Source organism: Yoonia sediminilitoris (genome assembly GCF_003058085.1).
In the GTDB taxonomy this organism is placed as follows: Bacteria; Pseudomonadota; Alphaproteobacteria; order Rhodobacterales; family Rhodobacteraceae; genus Yoonia; species Yoonia sediminilitoris.
Map to the genome: position 1 here is coordinate 104,738 of NZ_QBUD01000013.1, position 20,853 is coordinate 125,590.

Below are 20,853 nucleotides of genomic sequence, written 5' to 3' on the forward strand. Positions count from 1 at the left end.
AATGAAATCAAGCGTTAGCGCATCCGCTGGCCATTCACCAGCACATGACCTTCACCGTTCACTTCAAGCGTTGTTTCCAACTGGTCATCACCGACGGTGCGGGCAAACATACCCAGCATCATGCGGCCACCCATGATCTGGTCTTCGGGGATCAGGCCCATGGAAACAAGGTTGTCCATCAGCTTGTTCAGCCCATTGACCTGAACCGATGCATTCCCTTCCGGGCGTGGCATTCCGTCAAAGGTTTCCAGGTCGGTGTTGTCAAAGGTGAATGCGCCGTCGCCTGTAATTTCCGCACCAACTGCTGTCACATTCAGTGTATCAATGGTCAAATCGCCCAGTTCATAGGGCAACTGGCCACCAACGAGGGCCGCCGACTGGGTTGGGTCCATGATATCGACAAGCGGGCGGGCCGTCCCCGACACACCTATTTGCAGCGTCGCGGGATCGCGCGGCAACACGCGGCCCCCATCTAACAGGTCCCAGATCATGTCGTTGATCACCAGATCAACCAGATCAATGTTTAAACTGAAGGGTGATGCTTCGTCCGATTGCCCCGTGGGCATATTCAGACCAAAACCGATTTGCGACATTGCGATTTCAACCGGAAACGGAAAGTCGCCGCTCGTCATGTTCAACGCCAGATTTTCGGTCTGCGTGGCGTAGGCCAGCGCATCAATGCTGATCTGCGATGAGAAGGTCGATGCACCATTGCTGACCGAGCCGGTCGCCTGATCCCCATCGGCGTTGATGTCAAAGATATAGGCTGCACTATCAACCGAAAAGACGCCTTCGGACGCAAAACCCATTGCAAACAGGTCATCCGGATTCTCAAAATCGGCATCATCCGGCAGGCTCACCTTACCGTCGAAATCCAGACCTTCGACCTTGCCGCTGGCGACAACATATTCGCCCTCACTGCCGGGCGCCTGAAAATCCAGCAGGAAATCAGTTGATGCAACGGCCAAGGTACTTGTGATTTCGCGCACGTCGCCCGGACGGGACGTAGATTGCCCGGTGAGGTCACTCATCTTGATTGAGGCATCCGCATTGATTGTCACGTCGCCATCGACAATATTGTCAAGGGAAATGCTTACCGATTGCGCACTGTAGTCGTAGTCAAGCGCGTCAGCCGTGCCGCTGACAATCATCTCAAGTCCGGATTGCGACACAAGCAGGTTGACCGTGCCATCACCATCAAAAGTCATCGAAATCGGGTAGCTTTCGGGCACTGTGACACGTACAGTCCCATCGCCCTGCTCTTCCAGTGTCATGCTGCCAAGGTTCGACGTGAATTCTACGTTGCCATCATCCATGGAGACGGTGATGTCGTTGACCGTCAGCGTCCCGCCGGTTTGTTCCTCAACCCCGGTGACGACCGTATTCGCGCCGCCAAAAGCCATTTGTGATTTCCAGTCGGCCCAAACGTCTGCCGCAGTCACGTCGGCATGCGCGGCACCACCAACGAAAAGGGCAGCGACACATACGGCATTGCGCATAAGGTTCAAAGAATTCATGAGATCGCCTTTCATTATGTCTCTTTCGTACCGATCCAAGCATCCTTAGACTATCGCAAGGGGCGGAAATAACTGACACCAAACTAGACATCCGGATGCCGGATCAAAAGGGAAAAGGGCGAAAAATATGGATATGGTGGGGAAAACCGTACTGATTACCGGAGCAAGCCGCGGCATTGGCGAAGCAACCGCACGGGTTTTTGCCGCAGCAGGCGCGAATGTGGCGTTAGTCGCACGCTCGACCGACGCAATCGCAAGTATTGCAGGTGACATCGGCGACAAGGCATTGGCGATTCCCTGCGACGTTTCACGCTATAGTGATGTGGCGCAGGCCGTGGCTGCCACGGCACAAACCTTTGGTGGACTTGATATTTTGATCAACAACGCGGGTGTGGTCGACCCGATCGGGCATTTGCAGGACATCGACCCCGATGCATGGGGTCGCACGATTGATATCAACCTAAAGGGCGTGATGCACGGCATGCGCGCTGTTGTGCCGGGCATGGTGGCACAGGGTCATGGCACCATCATCAACATTTCGTCCGGCGCCGCACACGGACCCGTCGAAGGCTGGACTGCTTATTGTGCGTCCAAGGCTGGCGTCTATATGTTGACCCGCAACGCCGATCTGGAATTGCGCGACAAGGGGGTGCGCATCCTGGGCCTGTCGCCCGGCACCGTCGCCACCGAAATGCAGCGCGAGATCAAGGCCTCTGGCGTCAATCCGGTCAGCCAACTTGACTGGTCTGTGCATATCCCGCCCGAATGGCCAGCGCGCGCCTTGCTCTGGATGTGTACGGAGCAGGCCGATGCGCATCTGGGCACCGACATCAGTCTGCGCGAAGATGACATTCGCAAACAGGTCGGCCTGATATGATCCGCTGCGACCGGGGCGCTGACATCTGGACCCTGAAGATTGACCGCCCCGACAAAGCGGGCGCGCTGACCCGCGAAATGCTGCTGGAACTGGCCGCTCTTGTGCAGGAGGCCAAGGACACCAAGGCGCTGATCCTGACAGGGACTGGGAAAGTGTTCAGTGCGGGTGCCGATCTTGAGGCTGCCAAAGCAGGATTGGCCACAGACCCGGTGTGGGAAGAACTCTCAGGTGCTTTGGCCGACTATCAGGGGCTGAGCATCGCCGCGCTCAACGGCACGGTCGCGGGCGGATCATTCGGGATGGTGCTTGCCTGTGATGTGCGGATCAGCGTCGCCACTGCAAATTTCTTCTACCCTGTGATGAAACTGGGTTTTCTGCCGCAGCCTTCCGATCCGGCCCGCATGGCTGCCCTGATCGGGCCTGCACGGACAAAGATGATTTTGATGGGCGCACAGAAAGTCGGCGCGACCGAGGCGGTTGCATGGGGGCTGATCGACCGCATCTGCAATGCCGACAGTCTGGCCGATGATGCAGCAAAACTGGCAGAGGCGGCAGTTGCTGCGGATCGGTCACATGTTGCCGCGATCAAATCCTTGATCCCGTCCGTGCGTTGACCAATGCGCTTGTCATCGGCGCTGGCCCCGCCGGGCTGATGGCGGCAGAGGTCATGGCAGGCGCTGGCCTTGATGTCACCGTCGCGGACGCGATGCCGTCTGTCGGGCGCAAGTTTCTGATGGCAGGCAAATCAGGGCTGAACCTGACCAAAGCCGAATCGATGGACAGGTTCTTGCAGGCCTATGGCATGGTGCCGCGCGCACTTCATGACGCACTGTCCAACTTCGGCCCGGACGCGGTAATGGCTTGGGCCGAAGCACTGGGGCAGCCGCTCTTTACCGGATCGACGGGACGTGTCTTTCCCAAGTCAATGAAGGCGTCACCCTTGCTTCGGGCGTGGCTGCGCCGCCTTGGTGATCGCGGCGTCACCCTGCAAACGCGCTGGCGCTGGCAGGGTTGGGATGGCAATAGCGTGATCTTCGATACCGCAGAAGGGGTCGTCCGCCGTGACCCGGCAGTGACGGTCCTTGCATTGGGCGGTGCAAGCTGGGCGCGTCTTGGATCAGATGGTTCCTGGACACAGTTTCTGCCCGACGACGTCGCCCCATTTGCCCCCGCAAACATGGGATTCGTTGTCCCTTGGTCCAGCCACATGGAGCGTTTCTTTGGCACCCCTTTGAAATCGGTGAGCCTGCGTGCGGGTGATTTGGAAAACCGTGGCGAAGCGGTGATCTCGGCACGCGGGCTTGAGGGCGGCGGCATCTATGCAGTGTCGCACGCCATGCGAGAGGGTGCAGAATTGACAATTGATCTGCGGCCCGATTGGTCGGTGGACCGGGTGCGCACTGCACTTGCCAAGCCCCGCGGCAAGGCCAGCCTGTCAAACCACCTGCGCAAGGTCTTGAAGCTCGATCCGGTACAAATTGCCATTCTGTCTGAATTCGGTCGCCCGTTTCCGGGTGACCTTGCACCCTTGATCAAGGCACTGCCGGTCAAGCATGCAGGCCCCCGCCCCATGGATGAAGCGATTTCAACCGCAGGCGGGGTCAGATTGAATGCCTTGACCGACGCCCTGATGCTGCGGGACAGGCCCGGTGTTTTTTGCGCCGGAGAAATGCTTGATTGGGAGGCCCCCACCGGCGGTTATCTGATCAACGGGTGTCTTGCGACGGGGCGCGCGGCGGGGATGGCTGCGGTTGATTATGCTGCCAAATCCATATCCGCCCAGTCTACGCGGTAAAGTTCAAGGTCCGTTTTATATCTTTCCTGAATAAGAAGGCGACTGCGCGGATCATATAGCCCGGCCACCCGTGGGTTTTGCCAGTCGCGATTGGGCCGGTCGCCAAACGCCGGTGTAAAGCCCAGTCCCTGAAAGATCGGCAGCAATTTCGTCGCCGCATCCTCACTGCGCACAACATGCGAAATGCAACCGCTGCACCATGTGTCAGCCGACCACGCACCGTACCTGCGCCAACGCGGGCTATATCGGTAGCCTGCGCCGTTGCGGTCGGGTCGGGTTGCTTTCAGCCAAGGATAGAATTTCGGGGTCGGAAGGCCCAGTCTCTCTCGCGCGCGCCAGATCGGATCCGACGCCGCAATGCGATCATAGATCTGGGCCATCTTGACATAGGGGTTTCGCAACAATGCTATCCGCGTGTAACTGCGAAAGGATAGACCCTCTATATCAAAGGCCAATTCCACTTCACGCGGGGTCATGCCCCTGAAGAACATCGTTTTGGATGAATGGCGGCGCGCAGAAGCAACCGGCTGATCAAGCCAGGGCTGCAAAGCGCGTTCAATCCAGGGCGCGCCGCCCATAGGGTCAGGAAAAAAGACGAACTTGAAAGCATGAGAAACCAACATAACACCATTCACACACTGATAAGGTTAACAAAACGTATACACGCATAAGGTGAAATCTTGCGTTTTTAAGTGTTTGGCGCCAACTTTGACTTTCGGGATTCCCAAATCACCGCAGGATCGTTACACACCACCTACTGCGACGAACGGAGACCATGTAATGCCAAGCGGCATCAAACGAGCATCAACCATCGCAATAGCCGCAACCACGGTCGCCAACCTTGCCAGCGCACAGGATCTTTCCGCGACCTATTCCCTGTATGGCACACCCGGCCTGCTGGAAATGCCAACAGCCCAAACTGCGCCGGAAAGCGAACTGATCGCGACATTTTCCTATGTCGACACGTTGCCGCGGACATCGTTGACCTTTCAGGTGACAAAGCGGCTTTCGGGCACGTTTCGCTTTACTGCTGCCGAAGTTTTCAATGAACTCACGGGCGTTGGCACCTTCCGTGACTATAATCGCGGGTTTGACCTGCAATACCGTTTCAACAATGAAACGGACTATTTGCCAGCCTTTGCCATCGGGCTGCGCGACGTCCTCACGCCTGGTCGCTTTCAAAGTGAATATCTGGTGGCCTCAAAATCCGTGGGCGACAATGTCATTGTCACCGCCGGGCTTGGATGGGGGGCCCTCGGGACACGGGACGGGTTTGACAACCCGCTGGGCGGCGACTTTGCAACGCGGCCCGCGTTTGACCCGGCAGACCCCGAAGGCCAGCTTGCAACCGATCAGTGGTTCAAAGGCGATGCGGCGCTGTTTGGCGGGCTTGAGTACCAGATCAACGACACTTGGGGCGTCAAGGCCGAATATTCATCCAATAATTACCCCCAAGGCCCGGGCAATATCGCGGTCGATGTGGATTCACCCTTAAATTACGGGCTGACCTACCGGGGCGACGGCGGATATCAACTGGGTCTGTCCTACATGTACGGAAACCAGATCGGGGTGTCTGGCAGCTTTGCACTGAATGCAAATGATCGCGCTGGTGGCAGCGGGCTCGACCCTGCGCCGCCGCCGGTCAAACCCCGCAGTCCCGATTTGCTGGCCGCACAAAGCTGGGATCGCAAAGCCTTGCCCGAACGTGCCGTGCGCAGCGCCCTTTCCGGCCTGCTGAAACTTGAGGGCGTCACCCTGCGCGAGCTGGAAATGACGGACACATCCGCGCGCATCAGGTACAGTAACAACCGCTATCGGGCCGAGGCACAGGCCGCAGGCCGGATCGCGCGCATGATGACCCAGATCATGCCCGCGCCGATCGAGGTTTTCATTCTTGAACCGGTCCGTCGCGGTATCCCGATTTCAGCCATCACCATCAGGCGGACGGACATCGAACAGTTCGAAAACCGCGTTGGCGGGACCGACGCATTGTTTGAGCAAAGCACGTTCGGCGATGCCGGAGGGCCAGACGGGCTGACCCCCGTTGACCGTGACACGAATCCTTTCGCATGGGGGTTGGGCCCCTATTTCAGGTTCAACCCGTTTGGCGGCAATGGCACGGTGAACGTCGATACGGGGTTAAGCCTGCAAGGCCGGTATCAAATTCAACCCAACCTTGTGGCCTACGGTGCAATTGAGCAAAGCATCGTTCCCCCTGACGATGATTCCACCGGGATTGACCCGACCCCTGACATTCAGAACGTCCGCTCTGACGCATCCAGTTATGGCAACGACGGGGTGCCGGTTTTATCCCGCCTGACGCTGGCGCGCTATGGCCGGCCCGGCACTGATCTTTATAGCCGGATCACGGTGGGATATCTGGAGCGGTTTTTTGGCGGCGTTTCGGCCGAACTGCTTTGGAAGCCCGTTGATAGCCGGCTTGGGCTGGGTATTGAAATCAACGAAGTCGCCCAGCGCGATACGGATATGAAGTTTGGGTTTGACGAATATGACTATCAGGTCACGACCGGTCACGTGTCTGCCTATTACGACATAGGCAACGGATATCACACTCAAGTGGATTTGGGGCGCTACCTTGCCGGGGATTGGGGGGGCACGCTGTCGGTGGACCGTGAATTCGACAATGGCTGGGTGATCGGTGCCTATGTCAGCCAAACAGATATGGACTACGCTGACTTTGGCGACGGGTCGTACAACAAGGGCATCTCGGTTTCGATCCCAACGGACTTCTTTACGGGCACACCTTCGCGGGGGTCCTATCGCAACAGTTTCCGCACACGGACAGGTGATGGCGGGGCCCGACTGTCTGTAGACGGTCGGCTGTATGATGTGGTGCGGGGCGGGCACAAGGCCGACCTTGCCGATGGCTGGGGGCGGTTCTGGCGATGATCAAGCAATTTGCAGTGGTGACGGGTCTGGCTGTGATAGCGGCCTGTGGGCCGCTCGAACGAAACAGCATCGCCAGTCAGGTCAGTGATCTGGCCATCAGCGTCGCGACGGGCAAGGCATCACAAGCCACACCCCAGCGCGGTGTGTCGCAGGAAGAACTGCTCGCCAATCCGGGCAAATACATCCGGGTCAGCATCCGCAACCAGGAACGCTGGGGCACGGCGGTTGAATCTGGACGAAACGCCGACCGGGTCACATGGGTCGACAGCGACAACATCAGCGTCACATTTGAAAACGGGATTGTAGTCGCAACCCGCGGGCTACCGCGTGACTTGATCGCGGCGGACGTGTCGGAAAGCTGGTCAGCGATCGCGTCAGGCGGCGGAGAGGCGCACCGCACCCACGAAACACTGTCAAATATGGACAGTATTTCGACCGAAGTGTTGCAGTGCCGCATCGCTTCGGAAGGATTTGAGACGGTGAAAAGGTTGGGAACAGAGCAAAAAACAACCAAATTCACAGAAGATTGCGCCAGTCCAAACCTGGAATTCGCCAATGTTTACTGGGTGAATCGCCAAGGGCGCATCGTCCGCAGCCTGCAAGCGATTTCTCCGGGGGCTGGCTACCTTCAAATTGATATTTTCTAATCTGAACCGCGACATCTTGGATTCGACATAGCGGCCTGATTTAATGCGAAAATGTGGGGTCGGCTTTTGCCGTCGCCCGATATTGTGCATAAATGGAGTATTGTCATGCGCCTTACTACTACGCTCGTTGCTGCAGCTGCTTTGGCTGTTTCCGGTTTTGCTGCCTCTGCTGGTGGCCTTGCCCCAGAAGTAATGGAACCACCCGTTGTTGTCGCACCTGAGCCTGCCGGTTCTTCTGTCAGCGCAACATATATCGTTATTGGTGTTCTCGCCGCACTGCTGATTGCTGCTGCTGTGAATGCAGAAGACGACGAGTAAAAATAGATATTATCAAATCTGGTCGGCTTGTTTTGCCTGGCCGACCAGAAACGACGAAGAACATGATTGCTCGCCATTATTACCGTGGTTTCAGCGTCCAATTTCATTGACGTCAGCATCGCAGTGTTCGCAGCGCCCCCGGTAATACTGTGGTCTAAGTCCCACAGATTATGCTTGCTTCACTTTTGCCCCCTTCCATCAGCCCGATATATGTGATCTCTCGTCTTCCAGCAGCAGTGTTAAACACATCTGCTATAGAGGCAGAAGACAACTGAAACCTTGCAAAACTAACCCATGACCGACCTGCATCGTGCAGGTCGTAACGCAGTAAAGGAATTATCCAATGCGCTTTGTAACTACTCTTGCGGCAGCAGCCGCCCTGACTGTTTCCGGTTTCGCAGTACAGGCTGGTAGCCCAGCTCCTGTTGTTATCGAACAGCCACCTGTCATCGTTGAAGAAATGGAGCCTGCGGGTTCTTCCGTCAGCGCGACTTACGTTGTCATCGGTGTGCTTGCTGCACTGCTGATCGCAGCGGCTGTCAACGCAGAAGACGACGACGAGTAATATTTACCATCTTCGGATGGGACGGGGCTGGCGGAAACGCCAGCCCTTTTCGTTTTGAATGAAGCCTGTGATACGCGCGGCTTTGGCTCTTGCGGCAAACGTATCGGCTTGCGCTGCAAGCCGACAGGCTGGGGGCTTCACCCCCGGACCCCCAGGATATTTTGGCCATAAGAAACAGGGCCTATCGCAGCAGATTCGCACCACGCTATCTGCAAAGCGGCAAAAGCGTTTCTTGAACTGATTTAACGTCGCGCCATCATGGCCAACCTGATGAGTGTACGCTCCATCAGAGCCGCCTGTGGCGCACGGCTTGCGGATCTGAGGGACAGGTCGACATCGGTCAAGGCCGTCAGCGCCCTTTCAAGCCGGTCACGCCCCCATTGCCCGGCCTGACGCGCGATCTTGTCCCGACGCGGCCCAAACACCGGCGGACGCAACCGCCCGACACCGGCCGCTGGCCCGCCGGGATCACAAGCAACCACATGCAGCCGCCGAAAGTGACGCATCGCCCCGATGCACAGCGTTACCGGCGTCACCCCCTGCGCATAGAGCGACCGCAGTACAGGGCCAAGCGCATCGGCCTGCCCCTGAGACACAACATCCAGAATATCATCCACATCCACGTCAGCCGATTGCGGCGCGTTGGCCATGATATCAGCGACGGTCAGAGGCGTATCATCACCCAGCTTGTAAAGGCTGACCTTTTCGATGGTTTGGCGGAAGTCCCCCGGCTCAAGCGATCCGGCAAGCGCCATAAGTGCTTCCATCACATCTGGGCCCGGCCTGGGAATATCTGCCTGTGCAAGGGTCTGTTCGATGTCCCCCACTGTGGGGGGATCATCATAAATGCCAACGGCAACGGCATTGCGGTGCACTTCAAAGAGTTTGCGCAGCGCCGACTTCGCGGTGAGTTGACCTGCAGTGATCACCAGTTGTGCATCGCCCGGTTGCCAGTCGATCAAGACCCCTTCGACGATCTTGGCCAGTGTGTCGGTGGCATCTTCGACAAAAGCAACACGGTGGCCGGGAAAGAATCCCTGCGCCTTGATAGCATCATTAAGCAGGGCGGGATCCTTGCGCAGATCAGCCCCGTTGATCCGCGTCAGGCGCATTTCTTCTTCGCCTTGTGGCCCCACAAGGGCGGCAATTGCCTCTTGCCGCTTTTCAGCGACGCGCATGGGATCGGCCCCAAAGATCAGCAGACCCGTGTGGGCTGGATCAGGTTTGCGGAAGTAGGCATTGGCGGCCTGCCCGTTCATCTTCATGAGGGTGCGTCCTGCAACAGAACCAACATGCGCGTGACGATCATATCAGCGAGGGTTACAGACAGACGGGCCGCCGCATCGGTTTCGGCTGATTGCGTGGCCACCGTTGAACCGGTCCCAGAATAGCTGGTGAAGCCTTCGACCTCGCCCGTGTCGATCACCCTGCCTGAGGCAACATCGCGCAGACGCCACGTCGCGGTGCCGATCAGGTTGTAACGCACGGTCACCCCGCTTGACCGGATCGCGGCAGGGCGGCGCGGGGCCGTCTGGCGCACCTCAAGCAGGTATTGCGGGGCCTGTGGCGCACCCAACCTGCGTTCAAGCTGTGCGCGCATCCGAAAACCTGCAACAGTGTCACTGGTATCGAAATCGAAACGGCCCCGCGCAGCACTAGCCCCGCCATGCACCGGCGCAAAGCCGCATCCGGCCAGCGCGAACAGACCCAAAAGAGCCGCGCGGCGAGGGATGATAGAGCTAGACGACAATATTCACAATCCGCCCGGGGACGACGATCAGTTTCTTGGGTGCCCCGCCATTCAGCGCCGTTTGCACAACATCAAGGGCCAGCGCCATCTCCGTGACCGTCTCTTTGCTGGCATCTGCGGCGACCTGTATTTCGGCGCGCCGTTTTCCGTTGATCTGGATCGGCATTGTCACCGTGTCCTCGACCAGCATGGCGGGGTCAGCGACCGGCCAGACGGCATTGGCGATCAGCCCTTCGCCGCCAAGCATCGCCCAGATTTCCTCTGACAAATGGGGGGTCATGGGTGACATCAGTTGCGCCAACACTTTCGCTGCCTGCCGCTTGACCGTACCGCCCGCTTTGGACTTTGCCAGCACGTTGGTAAAGGCGTAAAGTTTGGCAATGGCAGCGTTAAAGCCAAAGCTTTCAACGCCCATCGTCACATCATGGATCGCCTTGTGCATTGCACGCAGCAGTGCATCGTCATCCGCGCCTGCGCCTTCCTCCATTGCAGCAATGTCGCCTGCAACGCGATAGACACGGCTCAGGTGCTTGTGGGTGGCCTCTGCCCCAGAGGCGGTCCATTCCACGTCGCGTTCCGGCGGGCTGTCGGACAGCACGAACCAACGCGCAGTATCGGCCCCGAATTTCTGTAGAATATCATCAGGGTCGACGACGTTTTTCTTGGATTTGGACATCTTGGCCGAAAGGATCACCTGCACCTCTTCACCGCTGGCACCCAAGCGCGCGCCACTTTCCGTCCATTCGATATCTGTGGGCAGGTGATACACGGGACGGTCCTGCGCGTCGCGGGTCACATAAATCTCATGCGTGACCATACCTTGCGTGAACAGCGCATTGAAAGGCTCTGACGTGCCCTGCGGCAAGTGCCCGGTCATGTTCATCGCACGTGCAAAGAAGCGGCTGTAAAGCAGGTGCAAAATCGCATGTTCGATTCCGCCGATATATTGGTCAACATTCATCCAATAGGCGGCCTCATCTATATCCGTTGGTGTCTTGGCGTGAGGGGCCGTGAAGCGGGCAAAATACCACGATGAATCCACGAATGTATCCATCGTGTCGGTTTCACGCTGGGCAGGCTTGCCACAGGACGGGCAGGTACAATCGCGCCACGTGGGGTGGCGGTCCAGCGGGTTGCCGGGGATGTCGAATGTCACATCATAGGGCAACTCGATCGGCAGGTTTTCCTTTTTCTCGGGCACCGCACCGCAATCGGCACAATGCACGATGGGGATCGGACAGCCCCAGTAGCGCTGGCGGCTCAGGCCCCAGTCGCGCAGGCGAAATTTGGTCTGGCCCTGCCCCAGATCATGCGCCTCGAAATAATCGATGGTCGCATCAATCCCTTCTTGGCTGGTCGCCTCTGTCAGCCCTGCGAAGTGATCAATATAACATACCTTTTCAGACTTATTCGGCACCAAAGCAATATCTGCAACATCAACGGGCGCATTAGGCATGTGGAATGCGTTGCGGACAGGCAGGCCATATTTGCGGGCGAAATCAAGGTCGCGCTGGTCATGGGCCGGGCAACCAAAGACCGCCCCAGTGCCGTAGTCCATCAGGACAAAGTTACCGACCCAGACGGGCAGTTCCTGATCCGGGTAGATCGGGTGGCGCACTGTTATGCCTGTGTCGATCCCTTTCTTTTCGGCCTTTTCCATCGCGGCCTCTGTCGTGTCCATCTTGCGGGTTTCCGCGATGAAAGTGGCAAGCGCGGGGTTGTCATCGGCCAAGGCACGAGACAGGGGGTGCTCGGCCGAGATAGCAACAAAGCTCGCGCCGCGCATCGTGTCGGGGCGGGTGGAATAGCAGACAATCGGATCGCCGCCGTCAGTCGGGTGAAACGGAATTTCGATGCCACGGGATTTGCCAATCCAGTTGGCCTGCATCAGCTTGACCTTGGCAGGCCAGTTGTCGAGCGTGTCGATGGCATCCAGTAGTTCTTCGGAATAGTCGCTGATCTTGAAGAACCATTGCACCAGCTCACGCCGCTCGACCTCGGCACCAGAGCGCCAGCCCTTGCCGTCGATAACCTGTTCGTTCGCCAGAACAGTCATGTCAACCGGGTCCCAGTTCACGACCGCTTTCTTGCGATAAATCAGCCCCTTGGCCAGAAAGTCGATGAACAACGCCTGCTGCTGGCCATAATATTCGGGATCGCAGGTCGCAAACTCGCGGGACCAGTCGATTGACAGGCCCAGCGGGTGCATCTGCGCCTTCATGTCGGCGATGTTGCCGTAGGTGTAGTCCTTGGGGTGGATGCCCGTGGCCATTGCGGCATTTTCGGCGGGCATGCCAAACGCATCCCAGCCCATCGGATGCAGAACGGCATGGCCGGTGGACAGTTTGTAGCGCGCAATCACGTCGCCCATCGTGTAGTTGCGCACGTGACCCATGTGCAATTTGCCCGAGGGATAGGGGAACATCTCAAGCACGTAATATTTGGGCTTGTCGTCACTGCGTTCAGCTTTGAAGGTCGCAGCATCGGCCCAGCTGGCCTGCCACTTGGACTCAATCTCTGCGGGGGTATAGGTGTTCATCGGGTCGGTCTTTCCAAATAGCAAAACGCCGGGCAGTTGGCCCGGCGGTATTCATAATCGGGCAAGCGGCCAATGGCTATAGGGCGCCATCGGCAATACGCAATTGGCGGGCACGCGATAGAATCGCATCTTCCACGGCTTGCTGGGTTTCGACCGCAACCGGGCCATTGCGGGTTTGCAGAGCAACATTCAGGGACCGTGCATCAAGCGCAGGGTCAGATACCTGAATATTGGCGCGGTAAGCCGTGCTGCCACCGGGGGGCGTGCCATATCCTGTGGCGATCACACCAGTAAAAGGGTCAGCCGTTTCGACGGGCAGGAAGCTTAGCACATCCAACGACGCCGCCCACAGGTAGCGGTTCACTGCCACATTTTCAGCGCCGCGCGGGGTTGGGGCCGGGCCACCACATGCCGCCAAGGCAGCAACAACAAGCGCCACCAGACCGAAACGGATTGTTCTCAAGGTCATTGTTACTCCACCTTTCCCGTCAGCCGGGGTTTTCAAAGGTTTAGCGAAGGGGGCGATTGGTCACAAGTGGTTATGGCCGCTGCCCCAGGAAACCACCCGCAAAAAGAAAGAGCGGCCCCGAAGGACCGCTCTGACTTAAGTCGGATGACTGTTTGGCTTAGAACGCGAAGTTCAGCTCAACAGTTGTACCTTCCTGGTACTCACCAGCGCCGATTTCGTCGTCAGCGTTGTCTTCACCTTCAGCATAGGAAACCAGTACAGATGCACCGCCGCCCAGGTCGAATGTACCAGCGACATAGAATTCGTCAGCATAGTCTGCGCCGCTTTCCAGGTCGTTGACTTCATAGCCAGCGAAAGCTGTGATGCCGTTGCCAACGTCGTAAGACACATCCAGAGCTGTGATTGTGGTGCCCTGATCGTCCTGGAAGTCTACAGCCGCGGCGATTGGACCGTCTGCGTAAGCAACGTTCACACCGTAGTTAGGATCTTCGTCAGGCAAGTCTGTGCCAGCTTCGTCAACGTAGTAAGCAGTCGCAGTTACTGGGCCGAATGGATATGCAACTTTCACACCTGTTGACTGAGAGTCAGCAGTTGTGTTGTCAGCGTAAGCAACAGTCAGAGTTGCGCCAGCGAAAGAACCGGTTGCAGAAACGCCAAGGATTTCGTCGCCGCTGAAGTCGCCGTCAGAGTCAGCAAAGTCTGTTTCTTCCTGGTAAGCGACGGTCAAAGACACAACGCCGAAGTCAGCTGCTGCACCGAAAGACAGCTGCTCTTCTGAGTCAGTTTCTTCGTCGATGATGTAGGATACAGAAGCCTGATAGGCACCGAAGTCTACGTCGCCGCGGATAACAGCAGAGTCAGAACCTGTGGATACGCCGTCAGATTCCATGTCGCCTGCGGAAACCCAGTACTGCTCAGCAGCACGGCCAGTGTCGCCGTAGTACAGGCCAGCCATGTCGGATGTCAAAGACAGAACGAAATCAGAAGATTCCAAGATGTTGCCGCCATCGTCGTTGATACCGTCGTTGTCGCCAGCGACTTCGATTTCAAAGTAAGCACCTGCAGTCAGACCGTTGTCCAGCGCAGCTGTTGCGGTCGTTGTCAGGTTGCCTTCCCAGTAGAAGCCAAGCTCGTTGTCGTCAAATGCGTTTTCTGTGTCGTTGTAACCCAGAGTAGCGGACAGTGAGTGAGCAACAGAAGTGTGCCCGTCAGCAGCTGCGGCGCCAGCAAAGGCAACAATCGCAGTTGTTGTAAGAAGGATGCTTTTCATGGATATTTTCCCTCGTGTTATGCATTCCCAAGAATGCCAGATGTTCTAGCATTGACGACTAACTGCGCCTTACGGCTTGCACACTCAAGTAAATTGGCGGTCTTTTCGTCCAGACAAATTAAAATGATGCATCAAGGTCACACAGTGTTTTCTGCCATGACAAGCAGGCGGAATCCGCATATTTGTTGTCCCATAACGGGCACTTACACACTATCCGGAGCGTTTCATGCCACTTTCAGATATTAAAGCACGGCTTGCAAAGGCCTGTGAAGGCGCCGGCCGACAGGTATCAGATGTCGAGTTGATTGCTGTTTCCAAGGTCCAGCCCAACGAACGTGTGCGTGCGATTCTGGATCAGGGCCACCGGAGTTTTGGGGAAAACAAAGTTCAGGAGGCCGCCAGCAAGTGGCCGATGTTTCGAGAATCCTATGACGGGATCAAACTGCATCTGATCGGGCCGCTCCAGACGAACAAGGCGCGGCAGGCCATGGAACTGGCCGATGCGATACACACGCTCGACCGCCCCAAACTTGCCAAGACCATCGCCCGGCTAGCACAAGATATGGGGGCATGCCCGGATTTGTTCGTTCAGGTCAATACTGGCGAGGAACCGCAGAAAGCGGGCGTTGTACCCGCCGAGGCAGATGCGTTCATTGCCGAAGCACGCGCCCTTGACCTGCCGATCAAGGGTTTGATGTGCATCCCCCCGGTGGAGGACGTGCCAAGTCTGCATTTCGCCCTGCTCGCCAAGATCGCGGAACGGAACGACCTTGCAGGCCTATCCATGGGAATGAGTGCGGATTTTGAAACCGCCATTGCACTGGGCGCGACACATGTCCGGGTCGGCTCGGCGATTTTCGGGGAACGTGTGCCCGGGTGAGCAGTGACTATAACCCACCTTCTGATCCTTTGGTTTTTTTGCACGACGATCACGAGGTCGTTCTTGTCGACAAGCCAAGCGGGCTGTTGTCGGTACCGGGCAAGGGCCCTGCACTTGGCGATTGCCTGATCACGCGGGTTCAGGCGGTTTTTCCCACGGCTTTGCTGGTGCATCGGTTAGATCGGGATACGTCCGGCGTGATGATTTTTGCGCTGACGCCACACGCCCAGCGCCACCTTGGTCTGCAATTCGAAAAACGCCAGACCAGAAAAACCTATATGGCCCGCGTCTGGGGCGAGATGGCTGAAAGATCGGGCACGGTCGACCTGCCCCTGATTGTGGACTGGCCCAACCGCCCCAAACAGATGGTCGATCACGAAAATGGCAAACAGGCGATCACCGATTGGAAAGTCATCCGCGCGAAAAATGGTGAAAGCCGTGTGCGTCTGATGCCCAAGACCGGCAGATCGCACCAGTTGCGCGTGCATATGCTCGCGCTTGGACATCCGATTTTGGGTGATCCGTTCTATTCACATGGTCAGGCGCGGGACTATCCGCGCCTGATGTTGCATTCCGAAACACTGCAATTCCGCCACCCGGACGGCGGGCAAGGGATGCGCATCACCGCCAAGGCACCGTTCTAGGCGCAGAACCCTAGCCCAGAAAGTCCGCGATCGCGGCAATTTCGCTCTGTGCAATTTCATGTCCACCGGCATGCCAATGAAGCGACACCTCTGCCCCCTGTTGATCCAGATAGTCCGCCAGTTGCTGCGTTTCTACCGCCGGACAAATCGGGTCCTGTCGGCCTGCGGTAAGCAGGACACGCCGGCCCGCAAGCCCCGGCTGCGGGGCCGGGGCCCATGGGATAAGCGGATGCATCAATACCAGATCATCCACCAAATCAGGCTGCGCCAAAGCAACCGATATCAGTATATTCGCACCGTTAGAGTAACCAAGCCCGATGGTGCGCGACGGTTTGGCCACTGCTTTCTCTGCCGCAATGAATGTCGCCATCGCGTCGGTCCGGGCGGCAAGATCGTCCATGTCGTAGACGCCTTCCGCTGCGCGCGCAAAGTAGCGCAACGCGCCATATTCAGACACATCCCCGCGCGGCGAGGTGATCCACGCCTTTGGCCTCAACTGATGGGCCAGTCCGTGAAACTGTTCTTCATTCCCGCCGGTGCCATGAAATGTCAGGAACAGCGGCTGGCCCGCTGCCCCCTTCGTCCGTTTTGCAAAATAGGTCATCCTAATCTTCCAACGGGGCCAAATAGCCCTCCAACTTTGCGCGCAGATGCTCGTGCTGGCTCGGCAACTTCAAGGCTTCACCAAGATGGGCTGTGTCTTCGTCGCGATCGAAGCCGGGTTCATTTGTGGCCACTTCGAACAGGACCCCGCCGGGTGTCCGAAAATAGATCGCATAAAAGTAGTCACGATCAATCACCGGCGTGACCTGATACCCCGTGTCCAGCAAAGCTTCGCGAACCTCCAACTGCCGGGCGCGATTTTCAACGGCAAATGCAATGTGATGTACTGATCCAGCCCCCTGCGTTGCGAATGGTGCATCTGGCAGTTCTTCGAGGTCAATCGTATTTGCATCGTTGCCGCCGGGCACAATGAACCGGGTGACATTGCCATCTGTATCCTGCCTTTCGTATCCCATGAACTGCAACAACTCGGCGCTGGCACCCGCATTTTTCAGGCGCATGTCAGTCGAATGGAATCCACGGATTCCCATCTCTTCGCTGACACCTGCCCCTGTCCAGGGTGTGCGGTTGTCATCGCTTTCCACTAAAGCAAAGCCGTCGCCATCCGGTCCGTCAAACAGGACACGGGTTTCACCGAATTTGTTGCTGGTGGATATGTTGGCGACCTCGAATGTGCTCAGCCGATCCACCCACATGCGCGCCGCGCCCGTAGGGATACTAAAAACTGTGCGCCCGACCTCACCAACACCCTGTCTGCCGCGGGCCGCGTGCGGAAAGGGGAAATAGGTCATGACGGTGCCCGGAGTGCCGGTTTCGTCACCATAATAGAGGTGATAGACATCCGGCGCGTCAAAGTTGACTGTCTTTTTAACCCGGCGCAAGCCAAGGACATTCGTAAAAAACGCATTGTTCATGCGGGCGTCACTGGCCAATGACGTGACGTGATGAAGGCCTTTGATCTGGGTGAGCATTTTCTTCTCCAAAAGTTCTTTGACATCCAGATAACACGCATCCTCTCGCACAAAAGGCGCATTTAAGCACTGCCTTCGTGCGATGGCGCACACGAAATATCCTCTGGCCGTCTGTCACCCGCCATCTATACGGCACGCAGAGTAACCTTGAGGAGAGTGACATGTCTTTAGGTATTAAAAATGTATTCCCAAATCTAACTGTGGAAACCGACCAAGGCAGCTTTGCCTTGCACGATTAGACTGGTGACAGTTGGGCGGTTTCAAGACAGTCCTGCCATATTGGCGCACAACGAAACTGAAGAACTGAAGCTCTTTGCACAGATCAATAAATCATGTGCTCGGCGCGGGGCGCGACCACGCCATTTTGCGCCCTGCCAACAATCCAGCGGGGCGCGATTTGTCAATATTGATAAGAGACCGCAAAGCCTATGTAGGGGAACAGGGTGAGATCACGCGCGTCATCAAGCGCATCTTGATACTCAGGATCATCATTGATGAGTGACTGGTCAATGGCCCCGCCAGCCGTCGCTTCAAGATCAACGCCGCCGGTGAAAATCACACCCACCTCTGAATTAAAGCTCCAGCCATCGCCGAACCTCAGATCATAGCCCGTGGTGATCATCGGGGCGACAGTATTTTCGAATTTCGCCGTGGTTCGCACAGACCCACTCACTTGATCGACGCCGTTAATTTCGATCGGCGCGTCAGCACTGGCCTCTGCCAGCGCATCTATTTCAGTGTTTGAAAAGAACAAGCCGCCCGAGACTCGCCATCCATTCGCCATCGGGTAAAAATCACCCAATACGGCAAGGCCACCAAGTGTCGCTTCTCCATCGTAGGTCCCCGTGTCCCCTTCGGTGCCGCTTTCCTCGACAGAGAACCCGCCCATCAGCGCGCCCCGCACTCGGAAATTCGGGTCGATTGCGTAGGCGACTTCGACATTGGCACCAAGCGTGGACAGCCCGAGAGCAACCGAAACGTCACCCTGTTCTTGCGCAGAGGGCAGGGTGCCCGCAGAAATAAAAATGGCAAGTGTTGCCGCGAATAGCCTCATCATGTGTGCTCCTGTAATGTTACAGGAGTGAGTATAGGCAGCGCATCATTATGAATGGTTAAGGGCGGCAGGATTAGAGCCGAATTGCGCCTTTGCCACGCTGATTTCACACTGTGGAAAGCGCTCTTGGTCCCCAAGTGTACTAACTTTGCTTAGAAAGCGCCGGCTTTTGGGACTTCATTGCATATCAGGTGTCGGGCCACCGACGATACAACAGTTGCACGTCGTACGCACATAAAACACAATATAGGGATGGGTTGCATTTATTTGGGGAACAGTGTGCAAGCGACCGCGCCAGCCGGTTAGCCGTAGCTGCTCACCAGACTTGCGGCGATCAGAGCCCAGCCATCAGCGACAACAAAAAACACAAGTTTGAACGGCAGCGACACAATTGCGGGCGGAACCATCATCATACCCATCGACATCAATACTGCCGCCACTACCAAATCAATAATCAGAAACGGGATGAATATCAGGAAGCCGACCTGAAAGGCGCGCTCCATTTCACTCAGCATGAACGAAGGGATCACGACAGATAGTGGTGCATCGTCAATTTCGATCTCGGCAGTCAGGTCGGGCCGCAGTTCAGCCAAAGCCGCAAACGTATCAGGTTCGATCCGCCCCGACATGAAAAGGCGTAAAGGCTCCATGGTCTGCTTGAAGGCCTGCTCGACCTCTATTGAGCCTGAAAGAAGTGGATCAATGCCGGCATTCCACGCCGCGATAAACACAGGCTCCATCACAAAATAGGTCAGAAACAAAGCGAGGCTTACAATCAACATGTTCGGCGGTGATTGCTGTAACCCAATCGCCTGCCGCAAGATTGCAAAAACAGTCACAATAAATGGAAAGCATGTCACCATAATTGCAATGCCGGGCACCAAGCTCAGCACGGTCAGAAGTATCAATAGCTGAACCGAACGCGCAGCCAAAGAGCCATCATCGCCAAAATCAAGCGAAAGGTCTTGCGCGTGCGCAGGCAACGCACAAACAAATAGTAAAAGGAAGGTGACGCCGAGAAGTCTGCGCATCTTAGCTCAGTTCACCTTTGTCCGATGCGACTTCGGTCAGGCGTACCGCCAACTGCCCCGGCTCACCCCCTTCAAGTTCCTGCAACTCGCCCCGCGCAATCAGTCTGCCGCCGACATAAAGCTCCACCGGGTCTTCAATTCTCTTGTCCAGAGGCAGGACCGCATTTTCACCAAGGCTCAAAAGCTCACGGACCATTGGTCGCGCTTTGCCAACGGTGACCGAAATCTCTATTGGCACTCTTTGCAGCGGGTGCTCTTCGTGGCTGTCCGCCGTTTTTGTCAGGTCATCCATTTGCTTCGCTTCCGTCCTGTTCAAGGGAGATCGTGTTGAGAGCCTCAGTGATGTCCTCCAGTAGACTATCAAGGTCGAGAAACGTTTCGACACGCCCCTGCAAGAGCCACGCCGCATGTGTCGACAGTGTCTGGTCCGGTTTCACGGCGACATCTTTTTCCAGACTTGCTAGCTGATTTGCGATTTGCGCCACATTTTGGGGATGAACGTGCAATGTGATTTCGGGTTGCGTATCTTGTTCGGCGGCATTGTACAAAATACCTGCAACCTGGGCCACGAAGCCACTATCGACGCATTGCGGCAATATCTTTTCTACCAGAGTAGTGAAGAGCGGTTGCAGAGAACAAAGCAGTTGCGCTCTTGCTTCGGCATATGTGAATTCGATGTCGGAAATGCACTGGACGATGGTGTCATCAAGCATACCGATTTCAACCTGTACGGCGGCTGTGCCTGCCGCAAGTCCATCCTGATAGCCCTGACTATATTCCGGACCTATTGCGTCATCCACCGCAACGGCGGCTTCAAATGATTCGAGCATAAGTACAGACGTCATTTACGCGCGCTCCTCTTGTGTGGGTTCTTCAATCCAATCCTGCAAAATCTGAATGGTTTCAGTTTCTCGGTCAGCAATCATATTGCGCAATCTTGCGACGGGATTCTCATCCTGTCTGACGTCAGCGCCTATGGGTCCAAATAGCTGTATTTGCTAAGGGAGGGTTTGTTGCTCATCGTAGCCACTGAGGAGTGGACGATGAGAAAG

Annotated in this window: 22 protein-coding genes; 9 read left to right on the forward strand and 13 right to left on the reverse strand. The window is 56.7% G+C overall.

Translation table 11 applies throughout. The annotated features are described in order from the left end of the window. Positions 1-14: 14 nt before the first annotated feature. Complete coding sequence (locus C8N45_RS18740; protein WP_245882747.1) at positions 15-1,517, reverse strand: DUF2125 domain-containing protein; 1,503 nt, start codon at positions 1,515-1,517, stop codon at positions 15-17. A 127-nt stretch (positions 1,518-1,644) separates the two neighbouring features. Between C8N45_RS18740 and C8N45_RS18745 the strand changes: the two genes are divergently transcribed. The 3 genes from C8N45_RS18745 to C8N45_RS18755 are packed head-to-tail and all read left to right on the forward strand — an operon-like array spanning position 1,645 to position 4,189. After that, positions 1,645-2,394, forward strand: coding sequence for an SDR family oxidoreductase (locus C8N45_RS18745; RefSeq protein WP_108387789.1), 750 nt, complete (start codon positions 1,645-1,647; stop codon positions 2,392-2,394). Then, positions 2,391-3,008, forward strand: coding sequence for an enoyl-CoA hydratase/isomerase family protein (locus tag C8N45_RS18750; RefSeq protein WP_108387791.1), 618 nt, complete (start codon positions 2,391-2,393; stop codon positions 3,006-3,008). Before C8N45_RS18745 ends, C8N45_RS18750 begins: the two co-directional genes overlap by 4 nt. Continuing rightward, positions 3,005-4,189 carry a TIGR03862 family flavoprotein gene (locus C8N45_RS18755; RefSeq protein ID WP_108387793.1) on the forward strand — a complete coding sequence of 395 codons (1,185 nt, stop codon included), beginning with the start codon at positions 3,005-3,007 and terminating at the stop codon, positions 4,187-4,189. The genes C8N45_RS18750 and C8N45_RS18755 overlap by 4 nt, the downstream gene beginning before the upstream one ends. On the opposite strand, the gene C8N45_RS18760 is transcribed toward C8N45_RS18755, so the two are convergent. Beyond that, positions 4,150-4,665 carry a hypothetical protein gene (locus tag C8N45_RS18760; RefSeq protein WP_133176011.1) on the reverse strand — a complete coding sequence of 172 codons (516 nt, stop codon included), beginning with the start codon at positions 4,663-4,665 and terminating at the stop codon, positions 4,150-4,152. The genes C8N45_RS18755 and C8N45_RS18760 overlap by 40 nt on opposite strands. A 304-nt stretch (positions 4,666-4,969) precedes the next feature. Here C8N45_RS18760 and C8N45_RS18765 point away from each other — a divergent pair, with 304 nt between their 5' ends. The 4 genes from C8N45_RS18765 to C8N45_RS18780 all read left to right on the forward strand — a co-directional run bounded on the left by C8N45_RS18765 (position 4,970) and on the right by C8N45_RS18780 (position 8,629). Continuing rightward, positions 4,970-7,099, forward strand: a complete 2,130-nt coding sequence (locus C8N45_RS18765; protein WP_108387797.1) for a YjbH domain-containing protein — start codon at positions 4,970-4,972, stop codon at positions 7,097-7,099. Then, positions 7,096-7,746, forward strand: a complete 651-nt coding sequence (locus tag C8N45_RS18770; protein WP_108387800.1) for a YjbF family lipoprotein — start codon at positions 7,096-7,098, stop codon at positions 7,744-7,746. Before C8N45_RS18765 ends, C8N45_RS18770 begins: the two co-directional genes overlap by 4 nt. 105 nt (positions 7,747-7,851) lie before the next feature. Beyond that, the gene (locus tag C8N45_RS18775) at positions 7,852-8,064 is read left to right on the forward strand and encodes a hypothetical protein (protein WP_108387859.1); all 213 of its coding nucleotides are present in this window, start codon (positions 7,852-7,854) and stop codon (positions 8,062-8,064) included. Positions 8,065-8,407: 343 nt separating this feature from the next. Then, complete coding sequence (locus C8N45_RS18780; RefSeq protein WP_108387802.1) at positions 8,408-8,629, forward strand: hypothetical protein; 222 nt, start codon at positions 8,408-8,410, stop codon at positions 8,627-8,629. Between the two features lie 242 nt (positions 8,630-8,871). Here C8N45_RS18780 and holA read toward each other — a convergent pair whose 3' ends face one another. From holA to C8N45_RS18805, 5 genes are all read right to left on the reverse strand, one after another. Continuing rightward, a complete protein-coding gene (gene holA, locus C8N45_RS18785; RefSeq protein WP_108387804.1) occupies positions 8,872-9,894 on the reverse strand; it encodes a DNA polymerase III subunit delta in 1,023 nt (340 codons plus the stop codon). Next, on the reverse strand, positions 9,891-10,379 hold the full coding sequence (gene lptE / locus C8N45_RS18790) for an LPS assembly lipoprotein LptE (RefSeq protein WP_245882748.1): 489 nt from the start codon (positions 10,377-10,379) through the stop codon (positions 9,891-9,893). Before lptE ends, holA begins: the two co-directional genes overlap by 4 nt. Beyond that, on the reverse strand, positions 10,369-12,918 hold the full coding sequence (gene leuS, locus C8N45_RS18795) for a leucine--tRNA ligase (RefSeq protein ID WP_108387806.1): 2,550 nt from the start codon (positions 12,916-12,918) through the stop codon (positions 10,369-10,371). Before leuS ends, lptE begins: the two co-directional genes overlap by 11 nt. A 76-nt stretch (positions 12,919-12,994) precedes the next feature. Further along, positions 12,995-13,387, reverse strand: coding sequence for a DUF3576 domain-containing protein (locus tag C8N45_RS18800; protein ID WP_108387808.1), 393 nt, complete (start codon positions 13,385-13,387; stop codon positions 12,995-12,997). A 157-nt stretch (positions 13,388-13,544) separates the two neighbouring features. Next, a complete protein-coding gene (locus C8N45_RS18805; RefSeq protein WP_108387810.1) occupies positions 13,545-14,657 on the reverse strand; it encodes a porin in 1,113 nt (370 codons plus the stop codon). 226 nt (positions 14,658-14,883) lie between these two features. On the opposite strand from C8N45_RS18805, the gene C8N45_RS18810 reads away from it, so the two are divergent. Both C8N45_RS18810 and C8N45_RS18815 read left to right on the forward strand, forming a co-directional pair. Beyond that, complete coding sequence (locus tag C8N45_RS18810) at positions 14,884-15,537, forward strand: YggS family pyridoxal phosphate-dependent enzyme (RefSeq protein ID WP_108387812.1); 654 nt, start codon at positions 14,884-14,886, stop codon at positions 15,535-15,537. Continuing rightward, positions 15,534-16,181: a pseudouridine synthase gene (locus C8N45_RS18815; RefSeq protein WP_108387814.1), complete on the forward strand. Its 648-nt coding sequence runs from the start codon at positions 15,534-15,536 to the stop codon at positions 16,179-16,181. Before C8N45_RS18810 ends, C8N45_RS18815 begins: the two co-directional genes overlap by 4 nt. Before the next feature lie 10 nt (positions 16,182-16,191). Here the strand turns inward: C8N45_RS18815 and C8N45_RS18820 are convergent, their stop codons facing one another. From C8N45_RS18820 to C8N45_RS18850, 6 genes are all read right to left on the reverse strand, one after another. Further along, positions 16,192-16,785, reverse strand: coding sequence for an alpha/beta hydrolase (locus C8N45_RS18820; RefSeq protein ID WP_108387816.1), 594 nt, complete (start codon positions 16,783-16,785; stop codon positions 16,192-16,194). A 1-nt stretch (position 16,786) separates the two neighbouring features. Beyond that, positions 16,787-17,716, reverse strand: coding sequence for a VOC family protein (locus C8N45_RS18825; RefSeq protein WP_108387818.1), 930 nt, complete (start codon positions 17,714-17,716; stop codon positions 16,787-16,789). 400 nt (positions 17,717-18,116) lie between these two features. Then, entirely contained in the window at positions 18,117-18,773 is a 657-nt protein-coding gene (locus C8N45_RS18835; protein WP_133176012.1) for a hypothetical protein, read from the reverse strand. A gap of 299 nt (positions 18,774-19,072) precedes the next feature. Continuing rightward, a complete protein-coding gene (gene fliP, locus C8N45_RS18840; RefSeq protein WP_108387822.1) occupies positions 19,073-19,801 on the reverse strand; it encodes a flagellar type III secretion system pore protein FliP in 729 nt (242 codons plus the stop codon). A 1-nt stretch (position 19,802) separates the two neighbouring features. Continuing rightward, a complete protein-coding gene (locus tag C8N45_RS18845; protein WP_108387825.1) occupies positions 19,803-20,093 on the reverse strand; it encodes a FliM/FliN family flagellar motor switch protein in 291 nt (96 codons plus the stop codon). Next, entirely contained in the window at positions 20,086-20,646 is a 561-nt protein-coding gene (locus C8N45_RS18850; protein ID WP_108387827.1) for a FliH/SctL family protein, read from the reverse strand. The genes C8N45_RS18845 and C8N45_RS18850 overlap by 8 nt, the downstream gene beginning before the upstream one ends. Positions 20,647-20,853 lie beyond the last annotated feature (207 nt).

Excerpts from the sequence above, each read along its gene's own strand:
- C8N45_RS18740 (WP_245882747.1), bottom strand. The coding sequence starts at position 1,517 with ATGAATTCTTTGAACCTTATGCGCAATGCCGTATGTGTCGCTGCCCTT.
- C8N45_RS18745 (WP_108387789.1), top strand. The coding sequence starts at position 1,645 with ATGGATATGGTGGGGAAAACCGTACTGATTACCGGAGCAAGCCGCGGC.
- C8N45_RS18750 (WP_108387791.1), top strand. The coding sequence starts at position 2,391 with ATGATCCGCTGCGACCGGGGCGCTGACATCTGGACCCTGAAGATTGAC.
- C8N45_RS18760 (WP_133176011.1), bottom strand. The coding sequence starts at position 4,665 with ATGACCCCGCGTGAAGTGGAATTGGCCTTTGATATAGAGGGTCTATCC.
- C8N45_RS18765 (WP_108387797.1), top strand. The coding sequence starts at position 4,970 with ATGCCAAGCGGCATCAAACGAGCATCAACCATCGCAATAGCCGCAACC.
- C8N45_RS18770 (WP_108387800.1), top strand. The coding sequence starts at position 7,096 with ATGATCAAGCAATTTGCAGTGGTGACGGGTCTGGCTGTGATAGCGGCC.
- C8N45_RS18775 (WP_108387859.1), top strand. The coding sequence starts at position 7,852 with ATGCGCCTTACTACTACGCTCGTTGCTGCAGCTGCTTTGGCTGTTTCC.
- C8N45_RS18780 (WP_108387802.1), top strand. The coding sequence starts at position 8,408 with ATGCGCTTTGTAACTACTCTTGCGGCAGCAGCCGCCCTGACTGTTTCC.
- holA (WP_108387804.1), bottom strand. The coding sequence starts at position 9,894 with ATGAAGATGAACGGGCAGGCCGCCAATGCCTACTTCCGCAAACCTGAT.
- leuS (WP_108387806.1), bottom strand. The coding sequence starts at position 12,918 with ATGAACACCTATACCCCCGCAGAGATTGAGTCCAAGTGGCAGGCCAGC.
- C8N45_RS18800 (WP_108387808.1), bottom strand. The coding sequence starts at position 13,387 with ATGACCTTGAGAACAATCCGTTTCGGTCTGGTGGCGCTTGTTGTTGCT.
- C8N45_RS18805 (WP_108387810.1), bottom strand. The coding sequence starts at position 14,657 with ATGAAAAGCATCCTTCTTACAACAACTGCGATTGTTGCCTTTGCTGGC.
- C8N45_RS18810 (WP_108387812.1), top strand. The coding sequence starts at position 14,884 with ATGCCACTTTCAGATATTAAAGCACGGCTTGCAAAGGCCTGTGAAGGC.
- C8N45_RS18820 (WP_108387816.1), bottom strand. The coding sequence starts at position 16,785 with ATGACCTATTTTGCAAAACGGACGAAGGGGGCAGCGGGCCAGCCGCTG.
- C8N45_RS18825 (WP_108387818.1), bottom strand. The coding sequence starts at position 17,716 with ATGCTCACCCAGATCAAAGGCCTTCATCACGTCACGTCATTGGCCAGT.
- C8N45_RS18835 (WP_133176012.1), bottom strand. The coding sequence starts at position 18,773 with ATGATGAGGCTATTCGCGGCAACACTTGCCATTTTTATTTCTGCGGGC.
- fliP (WP_108387822.1), bottom strand. The coding sequence starts at position 19,801 with ATGCGCAGACTTCTCGGCGTCACCTTCCTTTTACTATTTGTTTGTGCG.
- C8N45_RS18845 (WP_108387825.1), bottom strand. The coding sequence starts at position 20,093 with ATGGATGACCTGACAAAAACGGCGGACAGCCACGAAGAGCACCCGCTG.
- C8N45_RS18850 (WP_108387827.1), bottom strand. The coding sequence starts at position 20,646 with ATGACGTCTGTACTTATGCTCGAATCATTTGAAGCCGCCGTTGCGGTG.